We start from the raw sequence: 22,292 nt of genomic DNA, 5'->3' as shown, positions 1-22,292 counted from the left end.
CCACGGCGGACGGCCGAAGGTCGTCGACGACGACATGCTCACCTTCGCCGTCGCGCTGAAGGACAAGGGTGTCCCCGTCCCCGAGATCGCGAAGAAGCTCACCATCAAGGTCGGGAAGAACGCGGGCAAGTCCCCCTCCGTCGCCTCGCTCTACCGGGCACTCGCCGAAGCCGAAGCCGCCGCGGTGAGCGGGCGGGCGATGTCCTCCAGGGAGCGGCGTTCGGCCTTCACCGCCAGGAAGGCCGCCACCAGGCCCGCCGCGCACATCAGGGCCGCTCCGATCTGGAAGGCCAGGACCGTGTCGGCGACCTTGCCCGTGCCGGTGAGGTCGGCGAAGAGGAGCGGGCCGCTGATACCGCCGGCGGCGGTGCCGAGGGCGTAGAAGAAGGCGATGGACATGGCGCGGGTCTCCATCGGGAAGATCTCGGAGACCGTGAGGTACGCGCTGGACGCGCCCGCCGACGCGAAGAACAGGACCGCGCACCAGCAGGCCGTCATCGTGGTCGCGCTCAGCGAGCCCCGGTCGAACAGCCAGGCCGTGCCGAACAGCAGCGCACCCGACAGCAGATACGTCGACGAGATCATCACCCTGCGGCCCACCGTGTCGAACAGCTTGCCCAGGAGGAGCGGTCCGCAGAAGTTGCCGACGGCGATGACCGCGAAGTAGTAGCCGGTGTTGCCGCTCGGGACGTCGAAGAACGTCGTCAGGATCGCGCCGAAGCCGAAGGTGATCGCGTTGTAGAGGAAGGCCTGGCCGATGAAGAGGGAGAAGCCCAGGACGGAGCGGCGGCGGTAGTCGGAGAACAGGGTGCGGGCGATCTCGCCGAAGGAGACGCTGTCGCGCTGGCGGATCGTGAGTTCGCCCTCGGGGCGCGGGAGTTGTTCGCCGTTCCGCTCGGCTTCCACCCGCCGCTCGATCGACGTCACGATGTCGTCCGCCTCACGGTCCCGGCCGTGGATCAGCAGCCAGCGCGGGCTCTCCGGGACATGCCGTCGGACCAGCAGGATGACCAGGGCGAGGACGGCGCCGAGCGCGAAGGTCAGCCGCCAGCCCACGTCCGCCGCGAAGAGGCTGGTGTCCAGCGCGACGATCGACAGCAGGGAGCCACCGATCGCGCCCAGCCAGAAGCTGCCGTTGATGATCAGGTCGACGCGGCCTCGGTGCTGCGACGGGATCAGCTCGTCGATCGCCGAGTTGATGGCCGCGTACTCGCCGCCGATGCCGAAGCCGGTGAGGAAGCGGAAGAGCAGGAACCACCAGGTGTCGAAGGAGATGGCCGTCAGGGCGGTGGCGGCCAGATAGACCGCCAGGGTGATCATGAACAGGCGTTTACGGCCCCAGCGGTCGGTCAGGCGGCCCCAGAACAGGGCTCCCGCGCAGGCACCCGCGACGTAGAGTGCCGCCGCGATACCGGTGACCTGGCCCGAGGTGATCGGCAGACCGCTGCCGGGCTCGGAGAGACGGCCGGCGATGTTGCCGACGACCGTGACCTCCAGGCCGTCCAGGATCCAGACCGTGCCGAGGCCGATGACGACCGTCCAGTGCCAGCGGGACCAGGGCAGACGGTCCAGTCGCGCGGGGATGTCGGTGGTGATCGTGCGGCCGGACTCGGCCCTGGTTGTGGTGGCCATGCGGTGGCGGATTCCCCGACAGGGCCGGATTACGCCCCCAGCCCCCGCGCCACCGTGTAGATCAGCAACCCCGCGAGCGAGCCCACCACCGTGCCGTTGATCCGGATGAACTGCAGGTCACGGCCGATGTTGGCCTCGATCTTGCGGGTGGTGTGCTCCGCGTCCCAGCCGGCCACCGTGTCGGTGATCAGGGAGGTGATCTCGCGACGGTACGTCGTCACGACGTGCACCGCGGCGCCCTCGACCCACTGGTCGACCTTCTCCTGCACCTTGGGCTCGGTGGCCATCCGGGCGCCGAGCGAGAGGAGTGACGCCCGCACCCGCAGCCGCAGTTCGCTGCGCTCGTCCTCCGCAGCCGCGACGATCATCGACCGTACGGCCGTCCAGGCGGAGGCGATCAGGTCCTGGACCTCGCCACGGCCCAGCACCTCCCCCTTGAGCCGCTCGACTCGCGCGCGCGTTTCGGTGTCGGACTGCAGGTCGGAGGCGAAGTCGGTGAGGAAGCGGTCCAGGGCGCCCCGGGCCGGGTGGCCCGGCATGTCCCGCATCTCGGCGCAGAAGCGCAGCAGTTCCTTGTAGACGCGCTCGCCGATCCGCTTGTCCACGAAGCGCGGGGTCCAGCCGGGGGCGCCGCCCTCCACCGCGTCCATCACGGAGTCGCCGTGCAGCATCAGCCAGTCGTAGGCACGGGCCACCACCAGGTCCACCGCGCGCCGGTGGCCGCCGTCCGCGACGACCTTCTCCAGCATCTTGCCTATCCCGGGCGCGATCTCCTGGGCGTCGGCCCGGCGGGTGATCGCCTCGCCGACCACCGCCTGGACGTCCGAGTCCCGCAGGACCGTGAGGGCGCCGCGCAGGGCCGTGGCCAGCTCCGCCGTCACCCGGTCGGCGTGCTCCGGCTCCGCCAGCCAGGCGCCGAGCCGGCTGCCGATGCCGACGGCGCGCAGCCGCTGCCGTACGACGTCCTCGGAGAGGAAGTTCTCGCCGACGAACTCGCCCAGCGAGACGCCCAGTTGGTCCTTCTTGCTCGGGATGATCGCCGTGTGCGGGATGGGCAGGCCCAGTGGGTGACGGAAGAGGGCGGTGACGGCGAACCAGTCGGCCAGCGCGCCCACCATGCCGGCCTCGGCAGCCGCCGCCACATAGCCCGCCCAGGCGCCCGCGCCGGAGTGCGACGCCCACTCGGCCAGGACGTACACGACGGCCACGAACAGCAGCAGGCCGGTCGCGGTGAGCTTCATGCGGCGCACCCCGCGCTGCTTCTCCTCGTCGGCGGCACTGAAGACGTTCATCGCGCGCGCCCTCTTGGGAACGGCACCTTCCGCTTCCGTGTGATCCATCAGCTCCATCCGTTCCCCGTCCCCCGCGTCCCGCACGCCAACATTGTCCCTACTTGACCGACTCCTGGAACGGAACAAGAGTTCCCGGCGTCCTTCTTACGGGGGAGCTCAACGGTGAACTCCTGAATTTCTGCACATTGTGCCTTCCGCACGTTTTCTTCGGAGCGTCACCGCTCCCCTCGCAAGGAGAACCACCCCGCATGACCGCCAGGCGTCATGGTTGTGCCCTGCTGAGCGCGATCCTCACCCTCGTCGTGGCCCTGTCCACCGCGCTGTACCTCGGTGTGTCCGCCGCACCCGGCCGCAGCCCCGGCAGGAGCACCGTCGCCGCGCCCCAGGACCGCGCGGCCCCCGTGTCCAGCGGCACCTGGGTCGGCAGCTGGGCCGCCGCCCCGGCCGGCGGCGAACCCGGCACCGGCACCACCGGCATGGCGGGCCGCACGGTCCGCAATGTCATCCACACCAGCGTCGGAGGTACGAGCGCCCGCGTCACGCTGTCGAACCTCTACGGCACCCGGCCGCTCACCGTCACGCACGCCGCCCTCGCCGTCGCCGAGGGCGCGGGCCCGGCCGCCGACCCGCGCACCCTGCGCCGGCTCACCTTCGGCGGCGCCACCGCGGTCACCGTCCCGGCCGGCGGGCAGACCGTCAGCGACGCGGCCGCCCTCGCCGTCCCGCGCGACTCCGACCTCGTCGTCAGCACCTTCTCCCCCACCTCCTCCGGCCCGGTCACCTTCCACACGCACGCCCGGCAGACCAGCTACCTCGCCCACGGCGAGCGCACCGCCGACGTCACGGGCACCCCGTACACCGCGACCAGCGAGCGCTGGCGCTACCTGACCGCCCTCGACGTCCTCAGCGACGAGGCCGACGGCACGCTCGTCGCCTTCGGCGACTCCATCACCGACGGCTTCGGCTCCACGCAGGACGCCAACCGCCGCTGGCCCGACGCCCTCGCCGGCCGGCTGCGCACCGCCGTACGGTCCGGCGGCGACGCGCCCCGCTACGGCGTCGTCAACGCCGGCGTCAGCGGCAACCAGGTTCTCGCCGACGACCCCCGGCGCGGTGCCGCGGGCGTCCGCCGCTTCGAACGGGACGTCCTCGACCGGCCCGGCGTCAAGGTCGTCGTCATCGACCTCGGCATCAACGACATCCTGCGCGCACCCGGCCGCCCCGACGCCGACGCGATCCTGGCGGGCCTGCGCACCCTCGTCGACCGCGCCCACGCCCACGGCATCAAGGCCGTCGGCGCCACGCTCACGCCGTTCGGCGGCCACCGCGGCTACAGCGCCGCCCGGGAGGACGTACGGGAGCGGATCAACGAGGTGGTGCGGGAGGGTGGTGTGTTCGATGCCGTGGTCGATTTCGACAGGGCGCTGAGGGATCCGTACGATCCGCGCAGTCTGCGGGGCGACTACGACTCCGGTGACCATCTGCATCCCGGTGACCGGGGGTACCGGGCGATGAGCGCGGCGATCAAGCTGACGGTGCTGGAGGGGGCGGCTGCTGCTCGGCTCTGACAGAGCTGCGGGCAGCTGTGGCTGGGCGGGGTGGGGTAGCTTGCCGGCGCTGGCGGGGTGCCGCTGCGCCCACCCGTGCCGCCCCTGGCGGCACGCATGCCCGCAGCTACGGCAGCTACGGCAGTTCGCGGGTCGCCGCCTTGCGGGCCAGTTTTTCCTGGCGGCGGGCCGCGCGCGTGCGTTTGCGTTCGACGCCGACCCCGCCCCAGAACGCGAACCCGGTCACCACCACGCGCGGTGCGCCCGGGTCGCCCACGGCCCCGGACTCCCGCTGGTCGAAGCCGCCCATGATCCCGATGCCGCGCACGACGACCTCGACGCCCGGCGGTACCACGATCTGCACCCCGCCCATGATCGCCACACAGTTGATCTCGACCTCGCCCGCCGCGAAGTCCGCCTCGCGCAGGTCGATCTCGCCGCCGCCCCAGAAGGCAACGCAGTTGAAGCGCCGGGGCACCGTCCAGCGGCCCTTGCGCTGGAAGCCGGACATCACGGCCACGGCCCAGGTCGACGAGCCCTCGCCGCCCACGATCCGCCCCGCCCAGTCCCCCTCGGCCGGCGGCTCCTTGCGCAGCGATATCACCGGCGGCGGCGCCACGCCCGGCGCCGGCAGGTCCCGGGTGATCGGCGCCAGCTCGCCGTACGTCCGCGCCTGGTACGTCTGCTCCAGCCGCTCCTCGAACTCCGCCATGTCGAGACGTCCCTCGGCCACGGCGTCCCGCAGGACCTCGGCGACCCGCTCGCGATCGGCGTCGGAGGCGCGGAGGTCCGGGACTGCGTCGTCGTCGGTCATGCCAGCAGCCTACGAGCTACGGGCGTCCGGGACCACGGTCTGCCGTTCGACGTACATCCTTGCGATCACGGCCTCGATGTCCGGCTCGCGCACCGAGAGGTCCACCAGCGGGTACTCCGCCGCGATCCGCGCCACCAGCGGGGCCGCCGACTCCGACGCCGGGAACGCCAGCCACTGCCTCGGCCCGTCCACCTTCACCACCCGTGCCGACGGGCCCGCCTCGATCGGCGGGAACTCCCGCTCCAGGTCCACCACCAGGGTCCGCTCGCTCTCACCCGCCTCGTGCAGACCGGCGAGCGCGCCGTCGTACACCAGGTGCCCGTGGTCGATGACCATCACCCGGGAGCACAGCTGCTCGATGTCCTGGAGGTCGTGCGTGGTGAGCAGGACCGTCGTGCCGCGCTCGGTGTTCAGCTCACGCAGGAAGTCCCGCACCCGCCCCTTGGAGACGACGTCCAGACCGATCGTCGGCTCGTCGAGGTACAGCACCTCCGGGTCGTGCAGCAGGGCCGCCGCGATGTCGCCGCGCATCCGCTGGCCGAGCGAGAGCTGACGGACCGGGACGTCCAACAGTTCGCCCAGTTCGAGGAGTTCGACGAGCCGGTCGAGGTTCTCGCGGTAACGGGCGTCCGGGATGCGGTACATGCGGTGCATCAGACGGTAGGAGTCGATCAGGGGCAGGTCCCACCAGAGTGTCGTGCGCTGGCCGAACACCACCCCGATGCGGTGGGCGAGGCGGGTGCGGTCACGGGACGGGTCGATGCCCGCGACCCGCAGCCGGCCGCCGCTCGGGGTCAGGATGCCGGTCAGCATCTTGATCGTCGTCGACTTCCCGGCGCCGTTCGGGCCTATGTAGCCGACCATCTCGCCGCGTGGCACGGTGAACGAGATCGCGTCGACCGCCCGCACCTGTCGCAGCTCCCGCTTCAGGAAGCCGGTCTTCTTCCGCACGTCGAAGACCTTCTCGACACGGTCCAGTTCGATGAAAGCGTCCATCGCCAACCACTAACTCCCTGTGCTTCGGTACGACCTGAGCCCCGCGCGCCACGCCAGCCCGGCCAGCACGCAGCACACCGCGGCCACCAGCGGCGGCGCGAACGCCGTCCACTCCGGGAGGTCCAGCGGGTACGGCCGCCCCAGCACGTAGGCGGCGGGCACCCAGTTGACGAAGGCCAGCGGGAAGACGAACGTCACCCCGCGCACCAGTTCCTTGCCGAACACACTCGGCGGGTACTGCAACAGCGTCTGACCGCCGTACGTGAACGCGCTCTGCACCTCCGACGCGTCCTGCGTCACGAACTGGAACGCCGCGCCCGCCACGAACACCGCCGAGAAGATCACCCCACCGGAGACCAGTATCACCGGCACCAGCAGCACCTTCACCGGCGTCCAGGCGACGTCGAGGGTGACCAGCGCGTACCCGAGCACCAGCAGCCCCTGCGTGATGCGGCCGATCCGGCGCAGCGCGAAACGGTCCGCGGCGACCTGGGCCAGCACCGGCGCGGGACGCACCAGCAGGGTGTCGAGCGTGCCGTCACGCACGCGCGTGCCGAGCCGGCCCGCCGAACCGATGGTCAGGTCGGCGATCCCGAAGGCCGTCGCCGACAGGCCGTACAGGAACGCCACCTCGGGGAGCCGGTAGCCGCCGAGGACGTCGACCTGGGAGAACATCAGCAAGATCGCGACAAAGTCCAGACCGGTCACCAGCAGGCCGCCCAGCGCCGTCATCACGAACGACATCCGGTACGCGAGCGTGGAGCGGATCCACATCGCGGAGATCAGCCCATAGGCCCGCAGCCCCTCGGCCAGCCGGGTGCTCTCCGCGAGCCGGTTGTCGCCCTCACCCACCCTGGACCACCACCCGGCGCGTCGCCGCCGACTGCACCAGCCGGCCCGCGCCCAGCAGCAGCACCGCCCACAGCGCCTGGAAGGCGAACACGGGCAGCGGGTCGGCCTCCCCGAACAGCAGGTCCGCGGGCATCTGGAGCTGCGCCGCCCACGGCAGCGCCATCACGATGTCGCCGAACGGCTCCGGGAACGCGTTCAGCGGCAGCGTCATCCCCGAACAGAAGATCCCCGTGACCATCATCACCTGAAGCGCGCCCGTGCCGTCCAGCAGCCAGAACCCGCTCAGCGCCACCAGGAACCGGATGCCGAAACTCACCACCATCGCGAGCGCGAGCGCTACCAGGAACGCCAGCCAGATCACCGGATCGGAGGGCAGCGCCGTGGGGAAGAACAGCGTCCCGAAGGCGAACGGGACCACCCCCCGGCCCAGCAGCTGGAACAGCGCCCGGCCCATGTCGTTCGCCAGCCACCAGGCCTGCAGATCGGCCGGCCGGTACAGGTCGATCGCCACCGCGCCGCTGCGGATCCGCTCCATGAACTCCGCCTCGAAGCCGCCGCCCTGGATCGCCAGCGTCGCGTAGAGCGCCTGCCCCAGCCACACGTACGTCACCGCCTGTGCCTGGTCGTAACCACCCAGGTGCGGCCTCTCGTCCCACAACGCCAGGTATGTGTAGACGAGGATCAGGCCGAAAACCGTGTTGGTGAACACCCCTGCGGCCGTGGCCGCCCGGTACGTCGCGTACCTTCTGAAACCCCCCGCTGCGACGGCCGTGTACAACCGCGCCGAACCCACGGCAACCTTCCTCCTCGCCCGCTTGTCTCCCACTGCGACCACGTTCGAGGCCGAAGCGCAGGAGCCTAGTCCGCGGACGGGGCGGCCTGCCACGCGTTTTTCCCCGCAACGCGTGCCGATTGCCGGGAACGGAAGGCTTGGTGCGAGAGTCTTCAACAGGGGGCGCAATTGGCGTACGAGACGTACGGGACCGTACGACGCGAAACAGGAGTCCGAGCAACACATGAGTAGCGAGCCACAGCCGCAGCAGCCGAACGAGGGTTGGGCCCCGAGCGAACCCCTGGGGGACGGCACGAAGCCGAAGCGCCCCAAGCGCACCGGCTGGCGGCGCCTGGTCCCCACCTGGAAGTGGGTGCTCGGCACGTTCGTCCTGGGAGCCGCGCTGCTCGTCGGGCTGTTCTTCGTCGGCTACTCGATGGTCAAGATCCCGCCGGCCAACGCGCTCGCCACCAAGCAGTCCAACGTCTACCTGTACGCGGACGGCACCGAGATCGCCCGCGACGGCGAGATCAACCGGGAGAACGTCACCCTCTCGCGGATCTCCAAGGACGCCCAGCACGCCGTGCTGGCCGCCGAGGACCGCGACTTCTACTCCGAGTCCGCGATCGACCCCAAGGCGATGGTGCGGGCCGGCTGGAACACCGCCACCGGCAAGGGCAAGCAGTCCGGCTCGACGATCACCCAGCAGTACGTGAAGAACTACTACCTCGCCCAGGAGCAGACCGCCACCCGCAAGGTGAAGGAGTTCTTCATCGCGATCAAGCTGGACCGCGAGAAGTCCAAGGACGACATCCTCCAGGGCTACCTCAACACCAGCTTCTTCGGCCGCAACGCCTACGGCATCCAGGCCGCCGCCAAGGCCTACTACGGCATCGACGCCACCGAACTCACCGCCGCCCAGGGCGCCTACCTCGCCGCACTCGTCAACGCTCCCAGCGAGTACGACGTGATCGCCCACCCCGAGAACAAGAAGGCCGCCGAGGCCCGCTGGAACTACGTCCTCGACGGCATGGTCACCAAGGGCTGGCTGGACGAGTCCGAGCGCGAGGGCATGAAGTTCCCCACCCCGAAGGAGACCTCGGGCGCCGACACCGGGATGTCCGGGCAGCGCGGCTACCTCGTCACCGCGATCAAGGACTACCTGCGCGAGAACAAGATCGTCACCTCCGACCAGCTCGACGCCGGCGGCTACCGCATCACCACCACCATCCAGAAGAAGAAGCAGGACGCCTTCGTCGACGCCGTCAACGACCAGCTGATGGACAAGCTCGACAAGAAGAACCGCAAGGTCGACACCTACGTCCGCGCGGGCGGCGCCGCCGTCGACCCCAAGACCGGCAAGGTCCTCGCCATGTACGGCGGCATCGACTACGTCAAGCAGTACACCAACAACGCCACCCGCCGGGACTTCCAGGTCGGCTCCACCTTCAAGCCGTTCGTGTTCACCTCCGCCGTGGAGAACGACTCCACCACCCAGGGCGGCAGCAAGATCACCCCGAACACGGTCTACGACGGCACCGACGGCCGCCCCGTACAGGGCTGGGACGGCGGCGGCTACGCCCCCTCCAACGAGGACGACGCCAGCTACGGCGACATCACCGTGCGCACCGCCACCGACAAGTCGGTGAACTCCGTGTACGCGCAGATGGCCGTCGACGTCGGCCCGGCCAAGGTCAAGAAGACCGCGATCGACCTCGGCCTGCCCTCCGACACCCCCGACCTCCAGCCCTACCCGTCGATCGCCCTGGGCACCGCCACCGCCAGCGTCCTCGACATGGCGGAGGCCTACGCCACGCTCGCCAACCACGGCAAGCACGGCACGTACACGATCGTCGAGAAGATCACCAAGGACGGCCAGGACGTCGTCGACCTGCCCAAGCCCAAGGCCGACCAGATCATCAGCCGCGAGGCCGCCGACACGACCACCTCGATCCTGCAGTCCGTCGTCCAGAGCGGCACCGCCACCGAGGCGCTGGCCGCCGGCCGGCCCGCCGCGGGCAAGACCGGCACCGCCGAGGAGGACCAGGCCGCCTGGTTCGCCGGCTACACCCCCGACCTCGCCACCGTCGTCGCCGTCATGGGCCAGGACCCGACCACCGCCAAGCACAAGTCCCTCTACGGCGTCATGGGCCTGGACCGCATCAACGGCGGCGGCGCGCCCACCAAGATCTGGGCCCAGTTCACCAAGGAGGCCCTGAAGGGCACCCCGGCCCGCGAGTTCGACCTCGATGCGCAGGCGGGCTCCGACGAGATCATCGCGCCCCCGGCCACCTCCTCCCCCGACCCGGACTCCTCCGGCACCCCGGACGACAGCACCGGCGGCGAGGAGCGCGGCAACACCGACCAGGGTGCGACCCAGGGCCAGACCGGCGGCGGCAGCACCACGAACGGCTCGACCACCGGCACCCCGACCACCGGCGGCACGGCCACGGACGGCGGCACCTCCACGGACGGCGGAACCTCGACCGACGGGGGCACCTCGACGGACGGCGGGACCGCGACCGACGGCGGCACGACCACCGACGGCGGGGCGACGACCAACGGCACGACATCGGGCACCTCGTCCGGCACCGGCACCACGGCGAGCACCACGGCCGGCGCGAGCCCGGGAGGATGATCGGCCGCGCGGCTCAGTGAGCCGGCATGACGAGCCGGCGCCGCCCGCTCGGCGTCACCCCTGGCCGAGCCACAGGTCCGGGCCGAAGACCTCGTAGTGGATGGCGGATGCGGGGATGCCGGCGGTGAGCAGTTGGGCGCGGGCGGCGCGCAGGAACGGCAGGGGCCCGCAGAGGTAGGCCGTGGCGTCGGTGGGCAGGGCCACGGCGGCGAGGTCGAGGCGGCCGGTGCGCTCCGCGGGCCATCCGGCGGGCGGCTGCTCGTACCAGACGTGCGCGGCGGCGTCCGGCAGCTGGGCGGTGAGCCGGTGCAGGTCGGCGCGGAAGGCGTGGGCGTCCTCGCTGCGGTCGGCGTGCGCGGTGATCACCCGGCGGGCCGAGCCGGTGGCGGCCAGATGGCTGAGCATGCCGATCATCGGCGTGCACCCGATACCGGCCGACACCAGCAGGACCGGGCCCTGGCCGGTCTCGTCCAGATACACGTCGCCGAACGGCGGACTGAGCCGCAGCACCGTGCCGGGGCCGGCCTGCTCGTGCAGGTGGTTCGAGACCTCACCCGCCGGTCCGCCGTCGCCGGCCACCCGCTTGACGGTGAAGCGGAGTGCGTCGCCCTCCTGCCCGGAGAGGCTGTACTGGCGTATCTGCCGTGCCCCGTCGGGCAGTTGGACCTGGACCGAGACGTACTGTCCGGGCTGCCGGGCGGGCAGCGGGCCGCCGTCCACCGGGCGGACCACGAAGGTCATCACCTCGGCGGTGTCCCGGCGGCGCCCGACGACCTCGTACTCACGCCAGACCGCGCCGTCGGCGACGCCCGCCTGCTGGTGCAGCCGGGTCTCGATGGCGATCAGGGCGTTGGCCATCAGCCAGTAGACCTCGTCCCAGGCGGCCGCGACCTCGGGTGTCACCGCCGCGCCGAGCACCTCGGCGATCGCGGCGAAGAGGTGCTCGTGCACGATCGCGTACTGCTCTGGGCGAATGCCGAGCGAGGCGTGCTTGTGCGCGATCCGGCCGAGCATGGCGTCGGGGCGCTGCTCAGGGTGCTCGACCAGCGCGGTGGCGAAGGCGGCGATCGAACCGGCCAGCGCCTGCTGCTGGGTGCCGTTGGCCTGATTGCCGCGGTTGAACAGGTCGCGCAGCAGCTCCGGGTGGGCGGCGAACAGGTTGCGGTAGAAGAGCGGGGTGATCTCCCCGATCGCGCCGCCGACCGCGGGAAGGGTCGCTCGGACGGTTGCCACCGACTGTTCGGACAGCATGACCAGACTCCTCATGAAATAATTGGTAGATCAGATGCGCATTTAACGCCGTACCTGTGCGCGCCTCGGCCCTCGCGAGCCCTCGAGAGCCTTCGCGAGAGTCGAGGGCTTCGGGTCGAAGGGTTCTAACCGGCCGAGTGCGGTCCCAGGGCGAGCAGTACCGGACCGGTCGGCGCGCCGACCAGGTCCTGGATCGAGAGCGGATCCAGCGAGCCGAAAAAGGCCTCCTGCGCCGCGCGCAGCGCCGTGCGCAGCCGGCAGGCCGCACGCAGCGGGCAGGGCGGATCGTCCTCACAGCCCACCACGTCGCCAACCCCTTCCAGATCCCGGACCAGTTGGCCCAGCGAGCCGGTCAGCCCGGCCGCGGTGAGCGTCAGCCCGCCGCCGCTGCCCCGACGGGCCTCCACCACACCCAGGTGCTGGAGGCGGCTCACCACCTTGGCCGCGTGGGTGTACGGGACATCGACGGCCGCGGCCACCTCCCGGGTGGTCGGGGTCTCGCCCTCCAGGACCGCCAACCGCATGGCGATACGGAGGGCGATATCGGTTCCCTTGGTCAATCGCACACGCCGACTCTACCAATTGGTATCTGAAAATCCAATTAGAGCGCGGCCGGGCGCGGGCGCTCAGTGGCCGCTGGTCGCCTTGAGGCCGACCACGGCGACCAGCAGCAGACAGACGAAGAAGATCCGGGCGGCGGTGGCGGGCTCCCCCAGCACCGCCATGCCGAGCACGGCCGCCCCGGCGGCGCCGATGCCCACCCACACGCCGTACGCGGTACCGATGGGAAGGGAGCGGGCGGCGTACGACAGCAACAGCATGCTGGCGACGATCGCGGCCCCGGTGAGCAGACTGGGGACCGGGCGGGTGAAGCCGTCCGTGTACTTCAGGCCGACGGACCAGCCGACCTCGAGCAGACCGGCGAGAACGAGCAGCGACCAGGCAGCCATGGGGCACCTCCGAGACGGGACACCTGTTCCTTCGGGTGCGTCGTCTTTGCGCAGGTCCCGGTACGGCGCGTCTCGTCGGGCTCCTTCGAACATAGCAAAGGGACGCCGAAGGGGCCCGGTGACCATGGTCACCGGGCCCCTTCGGAGTTGATTCAGAGGTACAGGCCGGTGGTGTCCTCCGAGCCCTCGAAGCGGTCGGCGGCCACCGCGTGCAGATCGCGCTCACGCATCAGCACATAGGCCACGCCCCGCACCTCCACCTCGGCCCGGTCCTCCGGGTCGTACAGGACCCGGTCGCCCGGCTCGACGGTCCGTACGTTCTGCCCCACGGCGACGACCTCCGCCCAGGCCAGCCGCCGGCCGACCGCCGCCGTGGCGGGGATCAGGATGCCGCCGCCGGAACGCCGCTCGCCCTCGCTGGCGTCCTGCCGCACGAGGACCCGGTCATGGAGCATCCGGATGGGCAGCTTGTCGTCCTGGGGGCCGCTGTGGTCGCTTCTCTTACCGCTCACGCCTCGAACCTACCTGCCTTCGACTCCTGCGGATGCGACCGGGTCAGCGCTTGCCGCGGCGGGAGCTGAAGGCGAGCAGCCCCACGACGCCCACGGCCACGAGGGCGACCGGCACGATCCGCTCCAGCCGGGGCGCGCCCTCCTTGTCCACGAACTGCCCCCTCACCTCGCTGACCACCCGGTTGACCTGGACGTAGGCCCGGCCGAGGGTGTGGTCGACGTTGGCGACGACCTTGGCCTTGGCGTCTCCGACGATGGTCTTGGGGTGCACCCGCACCCCGATCTCGTCCAGCGTCTCGGCCAGGGTCTCGCGGCGGGCCCGGATGTCCGCCTCGATCTGCGCCGGGGTTCTGGTGTCCGACGTGTCCGCCACGGTATGGCCTCCGAAGGTGTTTGTTGCCGTTCCGGACAGTCTGTCAGCTCCGCCCGCGACCGCACTGTCAGGACCCCCCGTTACGCTGGAGCGATGAGCGAGCGACTCCAGCCCGGGGACGTGGCCCCCGCCTTCACCCTCTCCGACGCCGACGGCAACGAGGTGTCCCTCTCCGCCCACAAGGGACGCAAGGTCATCGTCTACTTCTACCCCGCGGCCCTCACCCCCGGCTGCACCAAGCAGGCCTGCGACTTCACGGACAACCTCGACCTCCTCGCCGGCGCGGGCTACGACGTCCTCGGCATCTCCCCGGACAGCCCCGAGAAGCTCGGCAGGTTCCGTGAGAAGGAGTCCCTGAAGGTCACCCTCCTGGCCGACCCCGACAAGACCGTCCTCGACGCGTACGGCGCGTACGGCGAGAAGAAGAACTACGGCAAGACGTACATGGGCGTCATCCGCTCCACGATCGTGGTCGACGAGGAGGGCAAGGTCGAACACGCCCTCTACAACGTCCGCGCGACAGGCCACGTCGCCAAGATCATCAAGGACCTGGGCATCTGAACCCCCCACTCCCACGGCCCGCACCCGGCACCCCGGGTGCGGGCCGCTCCACATCCCGGGCGTGACTGCCGGACAAACGGTTCGTTACTCCGTACGAGCCACGAACGGGTGGCCGGATACGGAGGGGGGTTCGGTGGGCGCGAGGTACACCCATGAGTTGCTCCATGAAGCAGCTCGTGCGACGGCGAACTGGGACGAGGCCGTGCGGTGGTGTGGAGGGACGCCGACAGCGGGCAGCAGACGCTATCTGCGCCAGAAGATGGCGGACGCGTGTGTGGACGTCTCCCACTTCCCCACCCACTGGGCACGCCACAGCGAAGCGCTGCTTCGCGAGGCAGTGGCCACGTCGAGCAGCATCAAGGAAGTGGTTCGCCGCCTGGGCATCAGCCCGGTGGGGGGCAACCACGCCCACATCAGCCGCCGTATCACGACGCTGGGCATCAACACGTCCCACTTCACAGTGCGACAAGGCGGCCCGAAGGGTTCGCGAGGCAATCCACTGACCCTGGGATCGCCGGGCGCCGGCAGAATCCCCGGCAGGCGTCTACGGCACCAACTCCTGCGAATGGGAGTCGAGGAAGCCTGCGCAATGTGCGGCACAGGTCCCGAATGGAACGGCAAGCCCCTTCGGCTGGAGGTCGACCACATCAACGGCGACTGGTGGGACAACCGTCCGGAGAACCTGCAGTTGCTCTGCCCCAACTGCCATGCGGTAACGGACACATACCGAGGACGCAAGCGGAGGGCGATCTCATGAGCAGGCCGGAGTTCACCCGCGACCGGCTGACTCGGGCTGCCGCCAAGACCACGAGCATGGTCGACCTGATGCGCGAGTTGGGCGCGCCGATGGGCAGCGGCTCTCGCCGCTATCTGAACCAGCGGCTCCAGCACTACGGCATCGACATCTCCCATTTCCGCGAGGAACCACTGCCAGAACGCGAGCGGCGCAGCTTCCCGGAGGGCCTCCTCCGGGAAGCTGCCGCCCGTTCACACAGCATCAAGGAGATGCTGGAGTACATGGGCTTCCCTCCGCGCGACAGCCCCTACGGCCACATCAGAAAGCAGCTGGACAAGTTCGGTATCGATACCTCGCACTTCACCGGAGGACGCAGGTACGGCCCCGGTGTCCCTCCCCTTGACGAACTGGCACCTGCGGTCGAGGCCGCTGCAAGCCTGGCCGGAGTTCTGGCCGCCCTTGGCCGGGGCGACACCGCTGCAGCCCGGGCGCTCGTGAAGCGCGGCATCGAGTTCCACGGGTTGTCGACCGCCCATTTCACAGGACAAGGCCACTCTCGCGGCGTCCGCTCCCCGAAGCGCAAACCCTCAGCCGAGATCTTGGTGCTCCTCGCTCCGGGAAGCCCTCGTACCAAAACGCCCTTGCTCCGGCGGGCACTGGATGACCTAGACGTACCGCATGTCTGCGATGAATGCGGAATCGGAGACACATGGCAAGGCCGGAGGCTCGTGCTGGAGATCGATCACGTCAATGGCGACCGCCTGGACAACCGGCGGAAGAACCTGAGGTACCTGTGCCCGTCATGCCACAGTCAGACAAGCAGTTTCTCGAACCGCCGCCGGGAGGACGTCACTGTCTCGGTGCCGAGCCAGGCACAGTAAGGTAAGCGTCCTGGGCCCGTACCCCAGCTGGCCAAGAGGGCGCCGGTTTAGGTCCGGTGTGTCGTGGGTTCGAGTCCCACCGGGCCCACAGGGAGATCAGGCCCCGCACCTTCGATCCAGAGGGGCGGGGCCTTTCCGCGAGTTCAGCCCAGCAGCTCCCGTACCACCGGTACCAACCCCCTGAACGCCTTCCCGCGATGGCTGATCGCGTTCTTCTCCTCGGCGCTCAGCTCGGCGCAAGTGCGGGAGTCGCCCTCCGGCTGGAGGATCGGGTCGTAGCCGAAGCCGTTGGTGCCGGACGGGGAATGCCGCAAGGCACCTCGAAGGCGGCCCTCGACCACCCGTTCCGTGCCGTCGGGAAGGGCCAGGGCCGCTGCGCACATGAAGTGGGCGCCCCGGTGGCCGTCGGGGATGTCGGAGAGCTGGGCCAGGAGCAACGCCAGGTTGGCCCTGTCGTCGCCGTGGGTGCCGGACCAGCGGGCGGAGAAGATGCCGGGGGCGCCGTTCAGGACGTCAACGCAGAGGCCGGAGTCGTCCGCGACGGCGGGCAGGCCCGTGGCCTGGGCCAGGGCGTGGGCCTTCAGCAGGGCGTTCTCGGCGAAGGTGACGCCTGTTTCCTTGACGTCGGGGATGTCGGGGTAGGCGTCCGCGCCGACGAGGTCGTGCGGGAGACCTGCGTCGGCGAGGATCGACCTCAGTTCGGTGATCTTTCCGGCGTTGCGGGTGGCGAGGATCAGGCGGGTCATGCGCCCCAGTATCGCCGGTGCCCGCGGCGGCCTCCTACGGCGTGCAGACCTTCGTCAGTTCGCCCGCCGCGTCCGTGACAGGGCTGAGGTCGGGCGTCGTGTCGCCGTTGTCGACGGACGTGCGGACGTTGCCCACCGCCTCGCGCAGGCTGTCGACCGCCTTGTTGACATCGGCGTTGTCGGTCTTGTCGCCGATCTGGTCGAGGTCGTTCTCGATGGAGGTGAGGGACTCTCCGAGCTGGGTCGGGTCGCTCGACGCGTTCTCCACGGCCTGCTGGAGGCCGGTCACGCTGTCGGCGATGGCGTCGGCGGTCTGGACGCAGTCCAGCGCCTTGTCGACGGCGTCGCAGCCGGTGGCCGTGAAGCCGAGAGTGAGCGCGACGGCCGCGGCGCCGGCGGCGATGGTGATACGACGGCCCAGGCCTCGGTGTCGGCGGCTCGCGGACATGGCCATTGCTGGTTCCTCCCCGTTGTTCCCCGTTGATGTACTGCGCTGTACTGCGAGGTACTGCGCACTGGCAAGTACGGCCAGTTACTGCCCAAGACGCCGGGGCGCGCGGTGGGGTTGCCACCGCGCGCCACCTTTCTTGGCGTGTCTTTTACCTTTCGAGGACCGTGTCAAGTGCCGTGCGCTGGATGGCCGCCAGGTCCGTGCAGCCGGAAACCGCCAGGTCGAGAAGGGAGTTGAGCTCCTCGCGGGCGAACGGCTCGGCCTCGGCGGTGCCCTGGACCTCGACGAAGCGGCCGTCGCCGGTGCAGACGACGTTCATGTCGGTGTCGGCCTTCACGTCCTCCTCGTAGCAGAGGTCGAGGAGCGGGATGCCGCCGACGATGCCGACGGAGACCGCGGAGACCGTGCCGGTGAGGGGCTGGCGGCCGGCCCTGATCAGCTTCCTGCCCTGGGCCCAGGTGACCGCGTCGGCCAGGGCGACGTACGCGCCGGTGATGGCCGCCGTACGCGTGCCGCCGTCGGCCTGCAACACGTCGCAGTCCAGGACGATCGTGTTCTCGCCGAGCGCCTTGTAGTCGATGACCGCGCGCAGGGAGCGGCCGATGAGGCGGGAGATCTCGTGGGTGCGCCCGCCGATCTTGCCGCGGACGGACTCGCGGTCGCCGCGGGTGTTGGTGGCGCGGGGCAGCATGGAGTACTCGGCCGTGACCCAGCCCTCGCCGCTGCCCTTGCGCCAGCGGGGGACGCCTTCGGTGACGGAGGCGGTGCAGAAGACCTTGGTGTCGCCGAAGGAGACGAGGACGGAGCCCTCGGCGTGCTTGCTCCAGCCGCGTTCGATGGTGACCGGGCGGAGTTGTTCGGCGGTACGGCCGTCGATGCGTGACATGGGGCCGAGCCTAGCCGCCCAGGGGTGGGGGCTCCTCCGGTCGGTGTCCGGAGGAGCCTCTTACGGCAAGGGTCAGGCTCGGGCTCGGCTCACATCATGTCTTCGATCTCCGCCGCGATCGGGTCGGCGTCGGTGCCGATGACGACCTGGATGGCGGTGCCCATCTTGACGACGCCGTGGGCGCCGGCGGCCTTGAGGGCGGCTTCGTCGACGAGTGAGGCGTCGTTCACCTCGGTGCGCAGGCGGGTGATGCAGCCCTCGACTTCCTCGATGTTGGCGATGCCGCCGAGCCCGGCGACGATCTTCTCTGCCTTGGTGGCCATTTCGGTCTCCTCACGCATACGCACAGTTGGCCCAGCTTTGCGAGCGATTGCGTCGTGCGTACCGAAAGATGACGTCACAGCAACCACATCGTCCGTGACTGGTCTACACCACATGGCAGGCGGTCGCCAACCTATGAAGCATTCTCAACCGGCTGCGGCGGTGGCCGGCTTCCTCGTCCACTACAACGTGCTGCGGGGCTCGGGGTGCATGACGGCTTCAGTTCCTGACGACGGCGGGCGGGGAGCCGGAGGAAGAGCACGGGAATGTGACGAAGGCATAGCTCTCCGGGTCGTGCCACTCGGGTGGGTTCCTTATGCGTTCTTCATCTGCTACAACATGGTCTACACCACTGAGTGGTGTAGACCATCACCCAGATGGAGGAACCATGAGCACCGCCACCGCGCCTACGGCGGCCCCCGCGAAGAAGTGGGGATCCGGCCTGATCCAGGGCCTGCAGAAGGTCGGCCGCAGCCTTCAGCTTCCCATCGCCGTACTGCCGGCGGCGGGTATCCTGCTCCGCCTCGGCCAGCAGGACGTGCACGACAAGCTCAACCTTCCGGACAAGGTCACGGCGGTGTTCGCCACCGCCGGCGGCGCCCTCTTCGACAACCTCCCCCTGCTGTTCTGCATCGGCGTCGCGATCGGCTTCGCCAAGAAGGCGGACGGCTCCACGGCCCTCGCGGCCCTCGTCGGCTTCCTGGTCTACAGCAACGTGCTGAAGGCGTTCCCGGTCTCCGAGGCCAAGGTCCAGGCGGGCGCGGACATAGCCGCGACGTACAACAACCCCGGCGTCCTGGGCGGCATCCTGATGGGTCTGCTGTCCGCCGTGCTGTGGCAGCGCTACCACCGCAAGAAGCTCGTGGACTGGCTCGGCTTCTTCAACGGACGGCGGCTCGTCCCGATCGTCATGGCCTTCGTGGGCACCGCGATGGGCGTCTTCTTCGGCCTGGTCTGGGAACCGATCGGCGAGGGCATCTCGAACTTCGGCGAGTGGATCACCGGTCTCGGGGCCTTCGGCGCCGGTCTGTTCGGTCTGATCAACCGCGCGCTGATCCCGGTCGGCATGCACCAGTTCGTGAACTCGGTCGCCTGGTTCCAGATCGGCGACTTCAAGGACGCGTCCGGCGCCGTCGTGCACGGCGACCTCACCCGCTTCTTCGCCGGTGACCCGACCGCCGGCCAGTTCATGTCGGGCTTCTTCCCGATCATGATGTTCGGTCTGCCGGCCGCCGCGCTCGCCATGGCCCACACCGCCCGTCCGGAGCGCCGCAAGGCCGTGCTCGGCATGATGATCTCCCTGGCCCTGACCTCGTTCGTGACCGGTGTGACCGAGCCGATCGAGTTCTCGTTCCTGTTCATCGCCCCGCTGCTGTACGGCATCCACGCGGTGCTCACCGCGCTGTCCATGGCGGTGACCTGGGCGCTCGGGGTGCACACGGGCTTCACCTTCTCCGCGGGCTTCATCGACTACGCGCTGAACTGGAACCTCGCCACCAAGCCCTGGCTGATCATCCCGATCGGACTGGTCTTCGGCGCGATCTACTACTTCGTCTTCCGCTTCGCCATCACGAAGTTCAACCTCCCCACGCCGGGCCGTGAACCCGACGAGGAGGTCGAGGACCTCACCAAGGCGTAACCGCCGCCGCACACACGAAGGCCCCCGGAGCCCTGAACCGCTCCGGGGGCCTTTCGGCTGTACGGCGTGCTAGATGTCGTACGACTTCCTCGGCGCCGCGAGTTCGACCGGGCCGTCGAAGACCGCGCGGGCGTCGACGAGGTTGACCTGCGGGTCGGTCCACGGGGGGATGTGGGTGAGGACCAGACGGCGGGCGCCTGCCCGGCGTGCCGTCTCACCCGCCTCGCGGCCGTTGAGGTGCAGGTCGGGGATGTTCTCCTTGCCGTGGGTGAAGGCGGCCTCGCACAGGAACAGGTCGGTGTCCCGGGCGAGCTCCTCCAGCGCGGGGCTGATACCCGTGTCACCGGAGTAGGTGAGGGACCGGCCGCCGTGTTCGACCCGGATGCCGTAGGCCTCCACGGGGTGGGCCACGCGTTCCGTGTGCACGGTGAACGGGCCGATGTCGAAGGTGGAGGGCTTGACCGTGTGGAAGTCGAAGACCTCGCTCATCGAGGAGGCGGAAGGCGTGTCGGCGTAGGCCGTGGTCAGCCGGTGTTCGGTGCCTTCGGGGCCGTAGACCGGGATGGGGTCGCAGCGGCCACCGTCGTGGCGGTAGTAGCGTGCGACGAAGTACGCGCACATGTCGATGCAGTGGTCGGCGTGCAGATGGCTCAGGAAGATCGCGTCGAGGTCGTAGAGACCGCAGTGGCGCTGCAGCTCGCCCAGGGCGCCGTTGCCCATGTCGAGAAGCAGCCGGAAGCCGTCGGCCTCGACGAGGTAGCTCGAGCAGGCCGATTCCGCGGACGGGAACGACCCCGAGCAGCCGACGACGGTGAGCTTCATAAAGCAGAAACCTCCGCTGGCGGGATATGAAGTGAATCGATAGATATGGGGCGACGGGGGTCGTGCGGTTTGTCGAGCGTAAGGCGCAAAACGCCGGGTCGCTCCTCCACCAGGGGCCGTTGTGGGGGAACTCACCTGTGCTGTCACCGGTTCGGCTGGACCGAAGGTGTGTGAGGTGTGACAGAGGGCGCGCGTTGCGGTGCGCGCGCCGGTAACGTCGTCCCATGGACAGGTCGTGGTGGCTGGCGCTCGTCGCGGTGGTGCTGCTGGCGCTCGTCGCCACGCTCGTCGACGGGTGGGGGCGGGGGCATCGGCGGTCGTCGCGGGGGCGCGGCGCGGCCGGGCATCCTCAGCCCGCGGAGATCTGGTGGGCCAGCGTGCCGTTCGAGGACGGGCCGGGGGTGAAGGACCGGCCGTGTCTGGTGCTGACGGTGCGGCGGGGGCGGGTGACCGTCGCGAAGATCACCAGTAGGTACCGGGATGAGCGGGCCGGGGTGATCCCGTTGCCGCCGGGTGCGGTGGGGGATGCGCGGGGGCGGCCCAGCTTCCTCGAGACGGGGGAGCTGCGGCAGGTGTCTGTGCGGGATTTCCGGCGGCGGGTGGGGGTTGTGGACCCGGCCCTTTGGGACCAGGTCCGTCACCTGACCGGTTGAGCGACTGCCGAACCGGTCATGCCCAGAGTTGGCCCTGCAACGTCTCGATCGCTTCCTCTGTCGTCGTCGCCGTGTAGACGCCCGTCGACAGGTACTTCCAGCCGCCGTCCGCCACGACGAAGACGATGTCGGCCGGCTCCCCCGCCTTGAGCGCCTTGTTGCCCATGCCGATCGCGGCGTGGAGGGCCGCGCCCGTGGAGACGCCCGCGAAGATGCCCTCCTGCTGGAGGAGCTCCCGGGTGCGGGTCACCGCGTCCGCCGAGCCGACCGAGAAGCGTGTGGTGAGGACCGACGCGTCGTAGAGCTCGGGGACGAAGCCCTCGTCGAGGTTGCGGAGGCCGTAGACCAGGTCGTCGTAGCGCGGCTCGGCGGCGACGATCTTCACGTCCGGCTTGTGTTCGCGGAGGTAGCGGCCCACGCCCATCAGGGTGCCCGTGGTGCCGAGGCCGGCGACGAAGTGGGTGACCGAGGGGAGGTCGGCGAGGATCTCCGGGCCGGTGGTGGCGTAGTGGGCGCCGGCGTTGTCCGGGTTGCCGTACTGGTAGAGCATCACCCAGTCGGGGTGCTCGGCGGCGAGCTCCTTGGCGACGCGTACGGCGGTGTTGGAGCCGCCCGCGGCCGGGGAGGAGATGATCTCGGCCCCCCACATGGTGAGCAGGTCACGGCGTTCCTGCGAGGTGTTCTCCGGCATCACGCAGACGATGCGGTAGCCCTTGAGCTTCGCCGCCATGGCGAGGGAGATGCCGGTGTTGCCGGAGGTGGGTTCGAGGATGGTGCAGCCGGGGGTGAGGCGGCCGTCCTTCTCCGCCTGCTCGACCATGTGCAGGGCGGGGCGGTCCTTGATCGAGCCGGTCGGGTTGCGGTCCTCCAGCTTCGCCCAGATGCGGACGTCGGAGGACGGCGAGAGCCGCGGCAGGCGCACCAGAGGGGTGTTGCCCACCGCGGCCAGCGGAGAGTCGTAGCGCAT

The 22,292-nt window shown here is 69.9% G+C and carries 24 protein-coding genes, 1 tRNA gene and 1 riboswitch; of the genes, 8 read left to right on the top strand and 17 right to left on the bottom strand.

What is annotated here, in order from left to right; all coding sequences use genetic code 11:
- Window positions 1–150: 150 nt before the first annotated feature.
- Both ACFPIH_RS12985 and ACFPIH_RS12980 read right to left on the bottom strand, forming a co-directional pair.
- A complete protein-coding gene (locus tag ACFPIH_RS12985) occupies window positions 151–1,632 on the bottom strand; it encodes an MFS transporter (protein ID WP_381170231.1) in 1,482 nt (493 codons plus the stop codon).
- A gap of 29 nt (window positions 1,633–1,661) precedes the next feature.
- Entirely contained in the window at window positions 1,662–2,981 is a 1,320-nt protein-coding gene (locus ACFPIH_RS12980; RefSeq protein WP_381170722.1) for a DUF445 domain-containing protein, read from the bottom strand.
- 191 nt (window positions 2,982–3,172) lie between these two features.
- On the opposite strand from ACFPIH_RS12980, the gene ACFPIH_RS12975 reads away from it, so the two are divergent.
- On the top strand, window positions 3,173–4,492 hold the full coding sequence (locus ACFPIH_RS12975) for an SGNH/GDSL hydrolase family protein (RefSeq protein WP_381170229.1): 1,320 nt from the start codon (window positions 3,173–3,175) through the stop codon (window positions 4,490–4,492).
- Between the two features lie 115 nt (window positions 4,493–4,607).
- Here ACFPIH_RS12975 and ACFPIH_RS12970 read toward each other — a convergent pair whose 3' ends face one another.
- From ACFPIH_RS12970 to ACFPIH_RS12955, 4 genes are all read right to left on the bottom strand, one after another.
- On the bottom strand, window positions 4,608–5,285 hold the full coding sequence (locus tag ACFPIH_RS12970; RefSeq protein WP_381170227.1) for a DUF1707 SHOCT-like domain-containing protein: 678 nt from the start codon (window positions 5,283–5,285) through the stop codon (window positions 4,608–4,610).
- A gap of 9 nt (window positions 5,286–5,294) precedes the next feature.
- Window positions 5,295–6,281, bottom strand: a complete 987-nt coding sequence (locus tag ACFPIH_RS12965; RefSeq protein WP_381170225.1) for an ABC transporter ATP-binding protein — start codon at window positions 6,279–6,281, stop codon at window positions 5,295–5,297.
- Window positions 6,282–6,290: 9 nt separating this feature from the next.
- Window positions 6,291–7,055 carry an ABC transporter permease gene (locus tag ACFPIH_RS12960; RefSeq protein WP_381170720.1) on the bottom strand — a complete coding sequence of 255 codons (765 nt, stop codon included), beginning with the start codon at window positions 7,053–7,055 and terminating at the stop codon, window positions 6,291–6,293.
- Between the two features lie 70 nt (window positions 7,056–7,125).
- Window positions 7,126–7,926 carry an ABC transporter permease gene (locus tag ACFPIH_RS12955; RefSeq protein ID WP_381170223.1) on the bottom strand — a complete coding sequence of 267 codons (801 nt, stop codon included), beginning with the start codon at window positions 7,924–7,926 and terminating at the stop codon, window positions 7,126–7,128.
- 223 nt (window positions 7,927–8,149) lie between these two features.
- On the opposite strand from ACFPIH_RS12955, the gene ACFPIH_RS12950 reads away from it, so the two are divergent.
- Entirely contained in the window at window positions 8,150–10,543 is a 2,394-nt protein-coding gene (locus ACFPIH_RS12950; RefSeq protein WP_381170221.1) for a transglycosylase domain-containing protein, read from the top strand.
- 54 nt (window positions 10,544–10,597) lie between these two features.
- Here the strand turns inward: ACFPIH_RS12950 and ACFPIH_RS12945 are convergent, their stop codons facing one another.
- From ACFPIH_RS12945 to ACFPIH_RS12925, 5 genes are all read right to left on the bottom strand, one after another.
- The gene (locus ACFPIH_RS12945; protein WP_381170717.1) at window positions 10,598–11,794 is read right to left on the bottom strand and encodes a globin domain-containing protein; all 1,197 of its coding nucleotides are present in this window, start codon (window positions 11,792–11,794) and stop codon (window positions 10,598–10,600) included.
- Window positions 11,795–11,919: 125 nt separating this feature from the next.
- Window positions 11,920–12,360 (bottom strand): RrF2 family transcriptional regulator, encoded by a 441-nt coding sequence (locus ACFPIH_RS12940; RefSeq protein WP_381170219.1) that lies wholly within the window; start codon window positions 12,358–12,360, stop codon window positions 11,920–11,922.
- Window positions 12,361–12,420: 60 nt separating this feature from the next.
- A complete protein-coding gene (locus ACFPIH_RS12935) occupies window positions 12,421–12,744 on the bottom strand; it encodes a DMT family transporter (protein WP_381170218.1) in 324 nt (107 codons plus the stop codon).
- A 34-nt stretch (window positions 12,745–12,778) separates the two neighbouring features.
- A riboswitch (guanidine-III (ykkC-III) riboswitch) is annotated at window positions 12,779–12,850 on the bottom strand.
- A gap of 46 nt (window positions 12,851–12,896) precedes the next feature.
- Window positions 12,897–13,256 (bottom strand): GroES family chaperonin, encoded by a 360-nt coding sequence (locus ACFPIH_RS12930; RefSeq protein ID WP_381170216.1) that lies wholly within the window; start codon window positions 13,254–13,256, stop codon window positions 12,897–12,899.
- A 43-nt stretch (window positions 13,257–13,299) separates the two neighbouring features.
- A complete protein-coding gene (locus ACFPIH_RS12925) occupies window positions 13,300–13,629 on the bottom strand; it encodes a DUF3618 domain-containing protein (protein WP_381170214.1) in 330 nt (109 codons plus the stop codon).
- A 93-nt stretch (window positions 13,630–13,722) separates the two neighbouring features.
- On the opposite strand from ACFPIH_RS12925, the gene bcp reads away from it, so the two are divergent.
- The 4 genes from bcp to ACFPIH_RS12905 all read left to right on the top strand — a co-directional run bounded on the left by bcp (window position 13,723) and on the right by ACFPIH_RS12905 (window position 15,895).
- Complete coding sequence (bcp, locus tag ACFPIH_RS12920) at window positions 13,723–14,190, top strand: thioredoxin-dependent thiol peroxidase (protein WP_381170212.1); 468 nt, start codon at window positions 13,723–13,725, stop codon at window positions 14,188–14,190.
- A 274-nt stretch (window positions 14,191–14,464) separates the two neighbouring features.
- Complete coding sequence (locus tag ACFPIH_RS12915; protein ID WP_381170210.1) at window positions 14,465–14,947, top strand: HNH endonuclease; 483 nt, start codon at window positions 14,465–14,467, stop codon at window positions 14,945–14,947.
- A complete protein-coding gene (locus tag ACFPIH_RS12910; RefSeq protein ID WP_381170208.1) occupies window positions 14,944–15,807 on the top strand; it encodes an HNH endonuclease signature motif containing protein in 864 nt (287 codons plus the stop codon). Before ACFPIH_RS12915 ends, ACFPIH_RS12910 begins: the two co-directional genes overlap by 4 nt.
- Before the next feature lie 12 nt (window positions 15,808–15,819).
- A tRNA-Leu gene (locus tag ACFPIH_RS12905) sits at window positions 15,820–15,895 on the top strand.
- Between the two features lie 55 nt (window positions 15,896–15,950).
- Here ACFPIH_RS12905 and rdgB read toward each other — a convergent pair.
- The 4 genes from rdgB to ACFPIH_RS12885 form a co-directional block, all read right to left on the bottom strand.
- Complete coding sequence (gene rdgB / locus ACFPIH_RS12900; RefSeq protein ID WP_381170206.1) at window positions 15,951–16,553, bottom strand: RdgB/HAM1 family non-canonical purine NTP pyrophosphatase; 603 nt, start codon at window positions 16,551–16,553, stop codon at window positions 15,951–15,953.
- Window positions 16,554–16,587: 34 nt separating this feature from the next.
- Window positions 16,588–17,001 carry a hypothetical protein gene (locus tag ACFPIH_RS12895; RefSeq protein ID WP_381170715.1) on the bottom strand — a complete coding sequence of 138 codons (414 nt, stop codon included), beginning with the start codon at window positions 16,999–17,001 and terminating at the stop codon, window positions 16,588–16,590.
- A gap of 151 nt (window positions 17,002–17,152) precedes the next feature.
- Window positions 17,153–17,890, bottom strand: coding sequence for a ribonuclease PH (gene rph / locus ACFPIH_RS12890; protein WP_381170204.1), 738 nt, complete (start codon window positions 17,888–17,890; stop codon window positions 17,153–17,155).
- A gap of 89 nt (window positions 17,891–17,979) precedes the next feature.
- Entirely contained in the window at window positions 17,980–18,213 is a 234-nt protein-coding gene (locus ACFPIH_RS12885; protein WP_381170202.1) for a PTS sugar transporter subunit IIB, read from the bottom strand.
- A 386-nt stretch (window positions 18,214–18,599) separates the two neighbouring features.
- On the opposite strand from ACFPIH_RS12885, the gene ACFPIH_RS12880 reads away from it, so the two are divergent.
- The gene (locus tag ACFPIH_RS12880; RefSeq protein WP_381170200.1) at window positions 18,600–19,850 is read left to right on the top strand and encodes a PTS transporter subunit EIIC; all 1,251 of its coding nucleotides are present in this window, start codon (window positions 18,600–18,602) and stop codon (window positions 19,848–19,850) included.
- A gap of 69 nt (window positions 19,851–19,919) precedes the next feature.
- Here ACFPIH_RS12880 and ACFPIH_RS12875 read toward each other — a convergent pair whose 3' ends face one another.
- The gene (locus ACFPIH_RS12875; protein WP_381170197.1) at window positions 19,920–20,672 is read right to left on the bottom strand and encodes an MBL fold metallo-hydrolase; all 753 of its coding nucleotides are present in this window, start codon (window positions 20,670–20,672) and stop codon (window positions 19,920–19,922) included.
- A gap of 224 nt (window positions 20,673–20,896) precedes the next feature.
- On the opposite strand from ACFPIH_RS12875, the gene ACFPIH_RS12870 reads away from it, so the two are divergent.
- Window positions 20,897–21,325 (top strand): type II toxin-antitoxin system PemK/MazF family toxin, encoded by a 429-nt coding sequence (locus tag ACFPIH_RS12870; RefSeq protein ID WP_381170195.1) that lies wholly within the window; start codon window positions 20,897–20,899, stop codon window positions 21,323–21,325.
- Window positions 21,326–21,341: 16 nt separating this feature from the next.
- On the opposite strand, the gene ACFPIH_RS12865 is transcribed toward ACFPIH_RS12870, so the two are convergent.
- On the bottom strand, window positions 21,342–22,292 hold the full coding sequence (locus tag ACFPIH_RS12865) for a PLP-dependent cysteine synthase family protein (protein WP_381170193.1): 951 nt from the start codon (window positions 22,290–22,292) through the stop codon (window positions 21,342–21,344).

The sequence above is a fragment of the Streptomyces vulcanius genome (assembly GCF_042653945.1).
Taxonomy (GTDB): Bacteria; Actinomycetota; Actinomycetes; order Streptomycetales; family Streptomycetaceae; genus Streptomyces; species Streptomyces mangrovi.
The sequence above is the reverse complement of the archived record's forward strand: the minus strand, read 5'-3'. Positions and strand labels throughout refer to the sequence as shown.

Bases quoted from the DNA above. Each gene is read 5' to 3' on its own strand.
- ACFPIH_RS12985 (WP_381170231.1), bottom strand. From the start codon at position 1,632: ATGGCCACCACAACCAGGGCCGAGTCCGGCCGCACGATCACCACCGAC.
- ACFPIH_RS12980 (WP_381170722.1), bottom strand. From the start codon at position 2,981: ATGGAGCTGATGGATCACACGGAAGCGGAAGGTGCCGTTCCCAAGAGG.
- ACFPIH_RS12975 (WP_381170229.1), top strand. From the start codon at position 3,173: ATGACCGCCAGGCGTCATGGTTGTGCCCTGCTGAGCGCGATCCTCACC.
- ACFPIH_RS12970 (WP_381170227.1), bottom strand. From the start codon at position 5,285: ATGACCGACGACGACGCAGTCCCGGACCTCCGCGCCTCCGACGCCGAT.
- ACFPIH_RS12965 (WP_381170225.1), bottom strand. From the start codon at position 6,281: ATGGACGCTTTCATCGAACTGGACCGTGTCGAGAAGGTCTTCGACGTG.
- ACFPIH_RS12960 (WP_381170720.1), bottom strand. From the start codon at position 7,055: ATGTGGATCCGCTCCACGCTCGCGTACCGGATGTCGTTCGTGATGACG.
- ACFPIH_RS12950 (WP_381170221.1), top strand. From the start codon at position 8,150: ATGAGTAGCGAGCCACAGCCGCAGCAGCCGAACGAGGGTTGGGCCCCG.
- ACFPIH_RS12945 (WP_381170717.1), bottom strand. From the start codon at position 11,794: ATGCTGTCCGAACAGTCGGTGGCAACCGTCCGAGCGACCCTTCCCGCG.
- ACFPIH_RS12935 (WP_381170218.1), bottom strand. From the start codon at position 12,744: ATGGCTGCCTGGTCGCTGCTCGTTCTCGCCGGTCTGCTCGAGGTCGGC.
- bcp (WP_381170212.1), top strand. From the start codon at position 13,723: ATGAGCGAGCGACTCCAGCCCGGGGACGTGGCCCCCGCCTTCACCCTC.
- ACFPIH_RS12910 (WP_381170208.1), top strand. From the start codon at position 14,944: ATGAGCAGGCCGGAGTTCACCCGCGACCGGCTGACTCGGGCTGCCGCC.
- rdgB (WP_381170206.1), bottom strand. From the start codon at position 16,553: ATGACCCGCCTGATCCTCGCCACCCGCAACGCCGGAAAGATCACCGAA.
- ACFPIH_RS12895 (WP_381170715.1), bottom strand. From the start codon at position 17,001: ATGTCCGCGAGCCGCCGACACCGAGGCCTGGGCCGTCGTATCACCATC.
- rph (WP_381170204.1), bottom strand. From the start codon at position 17,890: ATGTCACGCATCGACGGCCGTACCGCCGAACAACTCCGCCCGGTCACC.
- ACFPIH_RS12885 (WP_381170202.1), bottom strand. From the start codon at position 18,213: ATGGCCACCAAGGCAGAGAAGATCGTCGCCGGGCTCGGCGGCATCGCC.
- ACFPIH_RS12880 (WP_381170200.1), top strand. From the start codon at position 18,600: ATGAGCACCGCCACCGCGCCTACGGCGGCCCCCGCGAAGAAGTGGGGA.
- ACFPIH_RS12875 (WP_381170197.1), bottom strand. From the start codon at position 20,672: ATGAAGCTCACCGTCGTCGGCTGCTCGGGGTCGTTCCCGTCCGCGGAA.
- ACFPIH_RS12870 (WP_381170195.1), top strand. From the start codon at position 20,897: ATGGACAGGTCGTGGTGGCTGGCGCTCGTCGCGGTGGTGCTGCTGGCG.
- ACFPIH_RS12865 (WP_381170193.1), bottom strand. From the start codon at position 22,292: ATGCGCTACGACTCTCCGCTGGCCGCGGTGGGCAACACCCCTCTGGTG.